Genomic DNA, 12,578 nt, shown 5'->3' with positions numbered 1-12,578 from the left:
ATTTGGGATGAGATGGAGTCATTGAACTCCTTATAGGGCTCTAGCTTGCCTATATTTCGCTTCGTAACTTGGAGAACACCGCAAGGTCAATATATCTGCCTTTCTCAAACTCATGCTGCCGCAGTACACCTTCCTGTTGAAAATCAAGTTTATGTAACAGGTGAATTGACGCCTCGTTCTCCGGTTCAACCTTTGCTTCGATCTTGTTGAGCTGCATGCTTGTGAATCCAAAATGTAACACAGCACGGGCCACTTCAGTCATAACACCGCGGCCCCAGAAAGAGGAACGCAAGTCGTATCCAATCTCTGCACGGTTATGTACAACTTCATAGTTCAGGAACCCACAGGTTCCGATCACTTTACGAGTTTCACGGTCTTCAATCATCCAGCGTAAACCCGTGTGTTCCTTGAAAATCTTCGTATACCAGTTCATCTCACCCTGCGCATCCTCCACGGATTCAAAGGGAGTGAATGGCATATATTGAACCACAGCTTCATCGGAATATAACGCGAGCAGATCATGGCTGTCTCTAGCCTCTGCCGACCGGAGGATGAATCGTTCTGTCTGAATTAATGGAAATAGATCAAACCTAAATTGCTCACTCATGGTTGGTCTCCTTTGCAACATTCATTGTAAGAGTCCATTTTACTACACTTGCCTTCATCAAGCTTTTACTATTAATATGTTCTATTAAGGCATTACTGTAGAAAAGGATACATAGGAGAGGACGTGCTGTTATCACACAATCATATGACGTTATTATCGTTGGAGCCGGCTCCATGGGTATGAGTGCAGGATATTATTTATCGCGCAGTGGATGCAAAACTTTATTAATTGATGCCTTTGATCCTCCGCATACGGAAGGAAGTCATCACGGGGATAGCAGACTGATGCGCCATGTGTACAGTGGTGGGCCTGACTATATTGCCATGGCATTACTTGCGCAGAAGTTATGGCACGAGCTGGAGGAAACGACTGGCGATCAACTGTTTGTTCCTTCCGGTGTAATAAATGTGGTTGATCCGGAGATTCATTCCTTCCACAACCGATTGAGCCATGCAGATGATGCAGGCATTCGGTATGAAACGTTGCACGCAGCCGAGGTGATGAAACGCTGGCCAGGTATTACAGTACCTGAACATTACGAGGGCATGTATGAGCCTGATGCGGGTTATCTGTATAGTGAACCCTGTATTCGTGCCTTTTGCCAGGCAGCCGTGGCCCATGGTGCCACCTTGCTAACTCACACTCGTGTGGAGCATATCGAATACGGACCACATTCCGTGGCAGTTCAGACTTCAAGTGGTGAGACATACCATGCCAAACAAATCATCCTGAGCGCTGGTGCCTGGTTTCAGACATTGAAACCTTTTGTAGATCTCCCGATCCAGGCAGTGCGTAAAACGGTTGGATGGTTTGATGCACCAGAAGCCTTGTATGGCGAGGCACACTTCCCCGGATTCACACTCGCAGGAAAAGAAGGTACATATTATGGATTTCCAAGCATTGGCGGATCAGGTCTGAAGATGGGTCGTCATGATACTGGTCAGGTGTGGACACCAGGAAGTACAATGGCTCCTTTTGGTACGGAAGAAACGGACGAGGGGGATCTGCGCAGGCTGCTCGAACTTCATATGCCTCAGGCAGCAGGAGAATTGAAGCGTGGTAGTGTATGCAAGTATGAATTCACTTCGGATGAAGATTTTATTATCGACCGACACCCTGCCCATGAACGTGTGTGGCTCGCAGGTGGTTTCTCCGGTCATGGCTTTAAGTTCGCAAGTGCCATTGGACAGATTCTATCCGAATTGGTGCAAACGGGGCACACGGATCAGGATATTAGCAGATTCGCCCTATCCCGTTTTCGTTAAGTACCTGCCGGGTGGATAAATATATGTATGTCTAAAATAGCTACTTTCTTAGAGGATGCAGTGTTGCTTAGAGCACTGCACCTCCAAGAAAGAAGGACACGTAAGAGCGTTAACTCATGCCCACTCACACACTAATTAACTTTGACGAGACTCCATTGCTGATTGGCTCCGCCATTGTCGGCCCACTGAATCGTGGAGGCACCTGCGGTCATAGAACCTTGATTGATGTCAACCGTCAGGCCACTGTTTCGATTCGCAAGTACCACATATCCTCCCACATCAATGGGCAGCCATTGTTGATTGTGGCCCCCGTTATCCTGCCACTGAATCAGAGCGGCTCCGCCTTGTGTAGAACTTGAATTCACATCCAGCAAAAGCCCACTGCCCACATTGCGGATGTTGTAATATCCGTTACCTGCGGACTCCAGCTTCCACTGCTGGTTGGCTGCTCCATTATCATTCCACTGAATGATTGTTGCTCCACCCGTAGAAGAAGCACCGTTAACATCGAGTGCAAGTCCACTGTTGCGGTTGATTAATTTGTAGATGGCCCCGGATTCATATCCTGTACCGCCATTGTAAGTTGCACCGGAAATGACGTAGGTTGTGACCGAATTGGCCTTGGCCGTAGCGGTAAAGGTTTTGTTTTGCACCGAAATATTGGTCAGTTGCTGCAACTTCTCCGTTGAAGAGGTCCGATATACTTGAGCAGACGTGCCTGTGTTCGTAAAACGACTGAGATCATAGGTTACTGTTGTATCCGACGATTCCGAATTGGTTGTGACCAACACGACTTTGCCAGAAGCTGCATCATAAGCCGCAAGGGTATTCGCATCACTCATGCCGATAATCTTGTACCCAGGACGAATAAATTTGCTGTAATTGCCCATGACATAATATTTTTGGTTCACGGTGTAGCTGGTCGTTTGTGTATTGTTCAACACGTTCTTGAAGAATCCCCATCCTTCTCCACTATCCACGGCTTGCCAATACACCCAGCCACTTGCGCCCATATTGCGAATATCCTTGAGGATGGTCCGTGACATCGTAAGTCCACTTGCATCTCCATCTCCATATTCCGAGGTCCACAGATGTTTGCCCGCAGACGTCGCTGTGTTGCGCAAAGCAGTACGATTGCTTCCGCCATACGTATGCGTATTAATCTGAGTAATCGCTGATTTAACCGCATTGCTGTAGCTGTTGAACGACACATTGGTATCATCGATACTGTATTCTTCTGGTGCGCTCAGCTTTGTGGACAGGCCCTTCGCATTCAACGAAGCTTGTACCTGACTCAGAATGGTGTTCTGATCCGCCCGGTCAAAGTGCATGCCCTCCTGGTCATTGCCCTGCTTCCACCACGTCGAGATCGGTTCATTCAGCGGAGTTACGCTATCAAATGTGATCCCCCAGTTATCCCGAAAATGCTTCACAACCTCGGTTAAGTAATCGGCAAAGTCATCGTAGTAATCGGGCTTGAGGTTGTTCCCACCATTGGCCGAACCGGACACATTACCACTGATCGTCATCCAGTAAGGTGCGGAATTCGCAAAAGCTTCGATGACATTCACGCCTTGAGCTTTGGCAGCTTGCAGCATGTATCGTTGGTTTGCATCTGCATTCCAGTCATACACGCCGGGAGAAGGCTGGTAACCAGGAACGGCTTTGCGATATTCGAGGATATTGGACGATGGATTATCCCCGCCTCCAATGTTGTACCGCAGGATGTTTAGCCCGAGTCCGGTATTTGCATTGAACATTTTCTCCACATACTCATCCCGATTGGAATATTCTCCAACCACTTTGCCCCACCACGCGAGGGATGTTCCCCATCCTTCCATCGTCTGATATTGCTTCGATGGATCGGCAACAGCCGTGTATGCTCCTGCAGCAGATACCTCATTGCCCATCCCCAGGCTGCCTGTTAGCAGGCTTCCTGCCAGCAGCAGCGAGCTCATTCGTTTTAACCACTTCATCCGCTTCACTCCTTATCATTTTACACTTGCACTCCGATGTCAGAACAACTTTCCGATCGCTGTTATCCCCAGATTTTTTAATTATTCCTTAAAAGGGGAAATCCGGGGATAAAGGCGCACGCTTCGCTTCTTCAAGTTATTTCTGACCTCTCCGTTATCGTGTAAATGTATAGTTTAACTTATTTGTATTTTAGAAAACGAACACCCATTATTGCCCAATCTCTCGGAAGGTCGCGTCTGACTTATCTATTGCGGTAACGATAGCTTCCAATTTCAGCACATTATTATAATGTCTCAGGTACAGGTTCGGGTTACTAAACGAGGCATACGATGTCCAACTAGCGTTAGCAAGTCCATTTACACGTTTGAACGTGGCGTCATTTCGGAATGTAGTGCTGCCGTCATTTTTCACAAGTGTGATGCTTCCATTATTATTGCGCAGGAAATAACCCGGATAATTCATGGACTCAAACGAAATACCTGTTGCATTCGCCAGACCCGGAACGATACGGAATTGTGCATCCTCCGCCGGACTGACACTCGCATCAATCCGTGCCTGATAGTTATAGTGACGAATGAAGCTGCCAGGCACATTGAAGGACTCCAGCTTGCGGATATCACCCGGTTGTCCGGACTCTTTCAATACGGTCATATGCCGGACGAGTCCGGTAAGACCCGCAATCTCTTGTTTGGCACCCCAAGTCTGGAAGTTATCAGCAGAATCGCTGTAATAATATTTTTGTGTGGCATAGCCGTCAAAGTAGATTCGCCATGAACCATTATCCAGCTGAACAAGCGCCGGTCCTTCCACCCAAGAACCCCAACCTGCCCAATCCCCTGTGCCTTTAAAGGTATAAGGACCCGTTAGCGAGGTGGATGTCGCATATTCAATGTATTTGGTGGTCTCGTTTTTGGTAAAAGCATGATAGGTTGAGCCTGTCTTCACAATAAAAGTGTCGATATAATTGGGAGCAATGCCTGCCAGTTCAGTAGGTGCAGACCATGAGGTAGATGTTAGATTGCTACCTGAAGCTGTGAGTACATAAGGTTTGAAATTCTGATAGTTGCCTGGTGAGAGGGACACGATAATGTTCAGACTGCCGTTACTGTCTTTGAACCATTCCGGTGCCCAGGTGTGTGCGATTGTGGTAGGTGTGGATAATGTAATGTTACGGACAAATGTCCAGTTTACCTTATCCGGGCTGGAGGCGATGCCGATGGTGTTACCCGACCAGTTCGTGGTGTAAACAACGTAATATAGACCATCTGTGTGCTTCATGATGCTGGGATCACGGATCAGATCGGCCGGAGGTGTATAGGCTGGCCCTTTTAGCAAACCATAGTGGGTTGCATTATACGATTCATAGATGTACATATTGGACTCACTTGTGTTCGTAAAGGCGGATATCGTATATACACTTGTCGCTGCTCTGGCTGTATTGGGGAATAACATCGTTAATAGAAGCAATGTTCCGAGCAGCAAAATCATTCCGGCCTTGAAGCCATTGGACTTTCCTACTCCTACTCCCTCTTCCTTCTTCGTCAACATTGGGTCATCTCCTTATCCATGAGTGATGAACAGAGGAATACCTTACTGTATTACCAAAGACAAAACGTACTCTGGGCTGTCCCTGATGAGCAACACCTCGCGACTACCTGTTCAAATTCCAATTACATGAAGCATCACTCCCTTCACAGATCATGGATGAACAATCATCTTTTATGTAAACGGTTACAAATTTAAAGTTGCAATGGTTATCTCGCTTATTGTAAAAACCTGATGACCATAGTTCCCCCCACTCCCTTAGCCCTATTCACTCAAAGGACTGAATCAGATGATTCATAACCCCAGGTGAATTTGGCTAAGAAAATGAGGTGTTATGGCTACGATAAAACATCAACTTTATGCGGTATGTGATGCTGCTTTCTCGACCTAATCCACTTCTCTAAAAAAATGCTCCAACTTGAACTCTCCTGGTTCAATTATTGTTCTCAACCATAGTAGAATTGGTAAGACAGCTAACGATCAATACATGAACTATTCCACCACAACCCACGGATAACGGGATAACGCATCCAACAGGAATCGTACCCGTTCTGGCGTTCTGCCTTCTTCATCGAACAAAAGTAATTCATTCTCTTCCTGTAGCCATGCTACTGGAATCTTGTAATCCTCTTGCGGACCAATCTGCCAGTAACGCCCCAGATGATGTCCGTTCAGGTGAATGGTTCCTTTGCTCATCCCGGTCAGGCGAAGCATCAGGTTCACTTTATGATGCTCCGAAACCGCAGGCTTCGCGAAACGCCAGCGGTACCAGACAGGCTGACCGTGCGAGCCTTGTACTTGAGGAGCATTAGATGCGGGCTGAGACTTCTCGCTCACCGCAGCACGTGAGCCTCCACCGTCTGAGGTATTGGTCATCGGGTTGGCATTCCCATTGCCAATTTTGGCGACACCAGACTGTGCCGTACGCAGGATTGACCCCTGTACGCTACGTTGAGCCAGTTCTCGCCCTGTTTCAGTACTCTCCCATTGTTCCGGAAGTAAGGCATCCGTTCCTGCCATACGCCAATCCTTCAGTTCTCCCTGACTCGGATACGTGATCAGTTCCAGTCGGTTCAGTGAGGAACGGCTATACGGCATTTCCAGTGTATTCGTCTCTCCGGGCTTGATATACAAGGATATGTCTAACGTCTGGAAGGCAAACCAATCCTGATATCCTTCCATCGGAACTTCGATGCCATTGATACGAAGGCCTTTGCTCAGTGCACCCACGAGAATCGCACGATCCATGCCATCCAGTGTAAAACTTCTGCTCAGAAGTGGCGCCCCATGTATAGCGTTCACCTCATCGAGATGCACAAGTCCACTCTCCATACGCCAATCCCGACGAATATCCCGAACTTGGCCATCCAGATACACAGCACCAGCCAGCCCCTTGCTCTCACCCAGATGTGGAGAGAAGTTCAACCTGCCCATATGTTGCACCAGAATCTGAAGTGTGTTCTTCCCTTTGGCCACCTGCAACTGCACTCCTGCGGCACCTACCTGACGAACCAATGCCTGCTGTACTCCATTGACTGTAATTCTGGCGGTATCCTGTATATCTGGCAAAATGAGACTGGTGATTCCTTCGGTTGAACTCTCGAAATCACATTCGTACAACAGATAACCAAAATCTTGTCCATACCGGGAAAAGTCTTCGGGTTGTCCACTCGCCGAACGTTGCTTCGCAGTTAACGTAACACGTGACATCTCAGGAGAATCAGACAATGTCGGCGCACTCGGTAATGTCCACGGAAGCTGCTGCTGTTTGCCTGCAATAGGCTTCTCGCTGGCATAGAACTCGTGACCTGTTAACGTCCGTTCTCCATCGGTCCAGTCACCAAGCAGCATAATTGTGCGATCCGGATCCGTGATCATGCCCTTGACCTGATCAGATGGCAACACGTCCACATCATCAAACCCGATCACATAACGTAGTCCCTTCTGATCTGTTGCTTCCAATCGCCATGTTCGATTCATCGTTTCTTGATCCAGAATGACGAAACGGATCGGTATGCCGTTTGCTTCCAGTTGGATCATGCCCGGCTCTTGGAAATGGAACAGATCGAAGCGGTATACGTTCCTTGCTGAATCATGCTCGACCAGCACTTGCACCGTACTGCCCGTGACGTTTAGTGCCCCTGCTTCCAGTTCAACAACAGAACGCTGCCCGGCAGCGGCCACGATGAACAGGGTCAATTCTCCGTTTATCATTTCATTGCCCGTAATCATCGTACCCGCAGTCAGGTATACGTGTTCAGCAATCTGTACTCGATCCAGCAACGGAACAATCTGTCCCGGATTCAGCGATACGGGAAGAGTCCGGCCTCCCTCCAGCGTAATGTGCATCGTCTCCCGTTCATCCTTGTGACTCTCCAGGAACCAAATCTTCTGGTTATCAGCCTGTCTGCCTCGCACAGATATGCCTTCAGGATGACGTACAACGCTCTGTCTTTCTGGAATTTCCTCTGTTTCCATCAGAAGGGCCCCGAAAGCATGGACGAAATAGGACAGATTCTTGGTTACTGCATATTTTGGTGTCACCCGTCCATATTCGTTCAGCGGTGCATCATAGTCATAGGAAGTAATCATGAAGGTGTCACTGCTCCCCATCGTTCTGCCGCCATATCCAGCAAAATTTGTGCCGCCGTAGAACATGTAATGGCTGATCCCGGTATACCCGGCACGCAGAATCTCCATGATCCGTCTTTCCAGCAAAGGCGCTGTCTTCTGAATGGCCGAAGGCCCACCCCAATTCTCGAACCATCCGGTCCAGAATTCCGTGACCATCTTCGGGGTGTCCGGCTGTTTGACTCGAAGTTTCTCATAATGCCCGTCAGCACCTGACCAGAAATTAGCCCCTTCAATCGTGCCTTCCGCCCCGCCAACGCAAGTGATCAGCGTAGAGTCAATGCCACGTTCCAACAATCCATCCCTCAGCGTATTCATATGGTCACTTGCAGCAGCGTCATCCATCAGGTACCCGTATTCATTCTCCACCTGAACCAGAATGACCGTGCCCCCAGCGGACAGCTGGCGGTTCCGAATGATCGGCACAATCCGGTCAAAATACAAATTCACATAGTGCAGATACGTCTCATTATTTTCCCGGAATTTCACGCCGTCCTTCGTACCAAGCCAGTATGGAAACCCGCCAAAATCCCATTCCGCACAGATAAACGGACCCGGACGCGCGATGACCCACATGCCGAGTTCTGCGCACAAATCTAGAAATGCTCCGCAATCGTTGTCCCCTTCAAAGAACCACTGTCCTTCTTCCGGTTCATGCACATTCCACGCAAAGTAGGTATCGATGCAGTTCATGCCTGCCAGCTTCGCCTTCAAAAGAACTTCACGCCATTCTTCCTTCGGCATACGGAAATAATGGATCGTGGCACTGTTCAGAAATACACGCTCTCCGTTTAGGAAAAAGCTGCGTGCATCGTATGTTAATTCAGATGGAACACCGTTCTCAGCCCTGGCGATGTTCTTCTCCTGTTCCTGCAGCAAAAGGGATGCTTTCTCTGACAAAGATATACCCTCCTTCTCTTTATTGATATAAATTGAACTAAAATTATTTACACTGCACACTTCGATGACAGAACAACCTTCCAATCGCTGTTATCCCCAGATTTTTTGATTCCCTTTCTCTCAAAGGGAAAATCCGGGGATAGCGTATGCTTCCGATGTAGCCTTCTTGCAGAAAGCTTGTAGGCGCACGCTCCGCTTTTTCAGGTTTTTTCTGTCCTCTCCATTTGATGTAAATATTTAGTTCAATTTATATTCCTTAATCATCAGTTCGCCTGCAACGTCACGCCTTCCAGTACAACCGTTGTAATGGAATTGTCGGCCGTAGGCACTTCAAGTCCGTTGGCATACACCGGAATGTCTTCAAGCTGTTCCATGTTCCGATCCGGTGAAGTCTGATACACCTGAGCGGTGGCTGATTTTCCATACGTATACCCTTCCAATTCAAACGCTGTTGTACCCGCTGACAATTCATTACGAATCACCAGCACCAGTCTCTGACGTTCTGCGTCATAGGCAGCCAGCGTGCGTCCACCATCCGTTGGAATAATCGTTGCGCCTGGACGAATAAACTTTGTGAACTGGGCCATGCCATAATACTGCTTGGTCATCTCATACTGCTCTTCACCGTTAAAATTGGCATGAATGAAGCCCCAGTTGTTATTGGCGCCTTCATCTTCAACGGCCTGCCAGTATACCCAGGCGGATGGCTGCATGATTTTCAGATCGAACATGATCCGCTCTGCCAGTTCCTGCACCGAGGTCATATCCTCATGACTGTGCGGCTCGCTGCCCCCTGTTCCGTACTCGGACATCCACAGCTTCTTGCCATGGCGTTCTGCCAGTGTGCGCAGCTCTTCCATTTTGCTACCATTATAGGAGTGGGTATTGATCTGCTGGATTACGTCCAGCGTGTCCTGATCATAGAGGTTGAAATTAAACACCGTCTCATCAATGCTGTTATCGTCTGCGGCACTAATGACGGTTCTATCCAGTCCTTTGCTCTTCAACGATGCAGCAACTTTCTTGATAATCTCGGCCTGTTTCTCATTCGTAAAATGACTGCCTTCCTGCATATTGCCCTTCTTCCACCAGTCGGAGGAAGGTTCATTGAGCGGATTCAGTGTGCGGAAGGTGATCCCCCACTCGTCCCGATAATGCTTCACAACTTCGGTCAGGTAATCGGCAAACGCATCATACTGATCGTCACGCAGATTATTGCTGCCATCTACGGCTCCGGTAACCGATCCACTGATCGTCATCCAGTAAGGTGGTGAATTGGAGAATGCTTCGGCAATGTTCACGCCGCGCTCCATCGAACCCTGTAATACAGCACGCTGACCTGCATCAGCATCCCAGTCCCACTCTCCAGGTTCAGGCTGGAAACCAGGTACATCCCCGCCGGGACGAAGAGCTTTCATCTCCGGATTTTCCTCACCGCCAATATTGTAACGAACGATGTTCAGACCTAATCCTTTCTCCGGATCAAAGACCAGATCCATCACTTCACTAACCTTTGTCTGATCCTTCCATCCGCCAAGATCGTTGGCCCACCAGGCAAGTGACGTACCCCAACCTTCAAAATGATTATAGGACTGATCCAGCTTCAGACGTACTGGTTCCCCTTGGAACTCAATTGTTTTGGATGATTCATTGGCAAAATGATTGATAACAATTCCTCCTCCTGCCAGCAGAGCAATCAGGGCGACACCCATGAGGATATAACTCCGTTTGCCTCTGCTGCGTTGTTCTTTATGCGCCATGGGCTATACAATCCTTTCTCCATGTACGTTGATTACTTCATTGACCTTGAACATCAGGTTCAGTACATACAACCACTACAGACACCTCGATTACTTGATTCCGCTGCTTCCGCCGCTAATGTTGGCTTCATAGACATAACGTTGTCCGAACAGATATACCAGCACCATCGGAATAGTGAGGAAGAGGGAAGCGATCATAACAAGGTTCCATGGCGGCATCTGCCCGCCACCTACCGTAGTCAACAGCTGCACTCCGAGTGCCAGCGGCATTTTCTCCGGATCATTGATATAGATGAGCGGCCCCATGAAGTTACCCCAGTTATAGGAGAATGAGAAGATCGCAATGGCAGCAAGTATCGGATAAGTCAGTGGCATGATGATCTTCCAGTAGATTCCCGGGTGCCCCATACCATCGATCATGGCGGCTTCATCCAGTGATTTTGGAATGCTCATGACGAACTGCCGAATCAGGAATACGTTGAACGCTCCGGCGAAAAAGCTTGGTACGATCAGCGGGTAAAATGTATTAATCCAGTCCAGATGACGGAAGATGATGAACTGCGGTACCATCGTCACCTCACCCGGAATCATCATCGTACTGAGCAATACAATAAACAGGAAACGGCTTCCTTTTGCCTTGATTCGGGCAAAGCCGTAGGATACGATCGAAGCTGATAATACCGATCCGACAATCGTAAAGACGGTAATGATGACCGAGTTTTTGAGATACGTGCCAAGATTATTGTTCGTAAAGATGGTATAAAAGTTCGACCATTGGAACTCCATTGGAACGAAGGTAAAGGCTGATTTGACGGTTGTTGCGTCACTTGCCAGTGCAATGGAGATCATGTACAGGAAAGGCGAAGCAAGCAGCACCCCGACCAGAATCAGAAAAATATAGGATATCGTCTTCTCCACAGTCGATGGATTACTCATTGGCTTTTCCCTCCTCGTAGTGCACCCATAGCGCCGATGAACGGAATACAACTAGGGTGAGCGCCATGATGATGATGAATAATACCCAGGCAATCGCCGATGCATAACCCATTTTGTAAAATTGGAACGCATTCTGGAACAAGTAGGGCACAACCATCTGACTTGAATTGTCAGGTCCCCCGGCAGTAACAATGAATACCTGCGCGAAGGTCTGGAGCGCTCCAATCATGCCAGTCACGAGATTGAAGAAAATGACGGGCGTAAGCATTGGGAATGTAATATGGAAGAACGACTGTGTACTCTTCGCCCCATCGATGGCAGCGGCCTCGTACAGCTCCTGCGGTATTCCTTTCATCCCTGCAAGCAGCAATACCACGCCACCCCCCACACCCCATAAGGACATGAGAATCAATGCAGGCTTAACCCAGTTCGGATCAAGAAGCCAGGCAGGACCCTGAATACCGAAGATCGCAAGTGCCTGGTTGATCAATCCTTCAGTCGGTGCAAGCAAGTGGATGAAGAGCAATGAACTCGCAACCACCGGAACAACGGAAGGCAGATAGAACAGAATACGGAAGAAGGTGATCCCTTTGATTTTTTTGTTCAGGTAATATGCAATCCAGAGCGAGATCGACATGCCCAGCGGAATGGATATCAGTGCATAGAAGAATGTATTGCCGACGGATTTCCAGAAGATCGGATCATCGGTCAGTAGTGTTTTGTAATTGTCGATACCGATGAATTCAGGGGACTGGAACAGATCCCAATTCGTGAAGCTCATATAGATGGAAAACAGGATCGGACCCAGGGTCAGCCCCAGAAACCCGATCAGCCAAGGCGAGATGAAGATGTAGAACCATTTCCCGTCCTTTTTTCTCACGTTAAGCCCTCCCATGACGCAGAGAGCAGATGGAACCCGCATTCACGCCGATTCCACCTGTCCTGCTGTCGCTGCTA

The 12,578-nt window shown here is 48.4% G+C and carries 8 protein-coding genes; 1 reads left to right on the top strand and 7 read right to left on the bottom strand.

Translation table 11 applies throughout. From position 1 onward, the window contains the following. Window positions 1-49: 49 nt before the first annotated feature. Window positions 50-607 carry a GNAT family N-acetyltransferase gene (locus J7E78_RS11500; protein ID WP_215076326.1) on the bottom strand — a complete coding sequence of 186 codons (558 nt, stop codon included), beginning with the start codon at window positions 605-607 and terminating at the stop codon, window positions 50-52. A 131-nt stretch (window positions 608-738) separates the two neighbouring features. Here J7E78_RS11500 and solA point away from each other — a divergent pair, with 131 nt between their 5' ends. Beyond that, a complete protein-coding gene (solA, locus tag J7E78_RS11495; protein WP_215076506.1) occupies window positions 739-1,872 on the top strand; it encodes an N-methyl-L-tryptophan oxidase in 1,134 nt (377 codons plus the stop codon). Window positions 1,873-2,003: 131 nt separating this feature from the next. On the opposite strand, the gene J7E78_RS11490 is transcribed toward solA, so the two are convergent. The 6 genes from J7E78_RS11490 to J7E78_RS11465 form a co-directional block, all read right to left on the bottom strand. Further along, a complete protein-coding gene (locus tag J7E78_RS11490) occupies window positions 2,004-3,848 on the bottom strand; it encodes an RICIN domain-containing protein (protein WP_215076325.1) in 1,845 nt (614 codons plus the stop codon). A gap of 208 nt (window positions 3,849-4,056) precedes the next feature. Continuing rightward, on the bottom strand, window positions 4,057-5,397 hold the full coding sequence (locus tag J7E78_RS11485) for an AbfB domain-containing protein (protein WP_215076324.1): 1,341 nt from the start codon (window positions 5,395-5,397) through the stop codon (window positions 4,057-4,059). Between the two features lie 489 nt (window positions 5,398-5,886). After that, the gene (locus J7E78_RS11480; protein ID WP_215076323.1) at window positions 5,887-8,925 is read right to left on the bottom strand and encodes a beta-galactosidase; all 3,039 of its coding nucleotides are present in this window, start codon (window positions 8,923-8,925) and stop codon (window positions 5,887-5,889) included. Window positions 8,926-9,188: 263 nt separating this feature from the next. Next, the gene (locus J7E78_RS11475) at window positions 9,189-10,685 is read right to left on the bottom strand and encodes a glycoside hydrolase family 30 protein (RefSeq protein ID WP_251034976.1); all 1,497 of its coding nucleotides are present in this window, start codon (window positions 10,683-10,685) and stop codon (window positions 9,189-9,191) included. A gap of 90 nt (window positions 10,686-10,775) precedes the next feature. Continuing rightward, window positions 10,776-11,621 (bottom strand): carbohydrate ABC transporter permease, encoded by an 846-nt coding sequence (locus tag J7E78_RS11470; protein ID WP_017687022.1) that lies wholly within the window; start codon window positions 11,619-11,621, stop codon window positions 10,776-10,778. Further along, entirely contained in the window at window positions 11,614-12,501 is an 888-nt protein-coding gene (locus J7E78_RS11465; protein ID WP_036668619.1) for a carbohydrate ABC transporter permease, read from the bottom strand. Before J7E78_RS11465 ends, J7E78_RS11470 begins: the two co-directional genes overlap by 8 nt. Window positions 12,502-12,578 lie beyond the last annotated feature (77 nt).

The sequence above is a fragment of the Paenibacillus polymyxa genome (assembly GCF_018614975.1).
In the GTDB taxonomy this organism is placed as follows: Bacteria; Bacillota; Bacilli; order Paenibacillales; family Paenibacillaceae; genus Paenibacillus; species Paenibacillus polymyxa_E.
The sequence above is the reverse complement of the archived record's forward strand: the minus strand, read 5'-3'. Positions and strand labels throughout refer to the sequence as shown.

Bases quoted from the DNA above. Each gene is read 5' to 3' on its own strand.
- J7E78_RS11500 (WP_215076326.1), bottom strand. From the start codon at position 607: ATGAGTGAGCAATTTAGGTTTGATCTATTTCCATTAATTCAGACAGAA.
- J7E78_RS11490 (WP_215076325.1), bottom strand. From the start codon at position 3,848: ATGAAGTGGTTAAAACGAATGAGCTCGCTGCTGCTGGCAGGAAGCCTG.
- J7E78_RS11485 (WP_215076324.1), bottom strand. From the start codon at position 5,397: ATGTTGACGAAGAAGGAAGAGGGAGTAGGAGTAGGAAAGTCCAATGGC.
- J7E78_RS11475 (WP_251034976.1), bottom strand. From the start codon at position 10,685: ATGGCGCATAAAGAACAACGCAGCAGAGGCAAACGGAGTTATATCCTC.
- J7E78_RS11470 (WP_017687022.1), bottom strand. From the start codon at position 11,621: ATGAGTAATCCATCGACTGTGGAGAAGACGATATCCTATATTTTTCTG.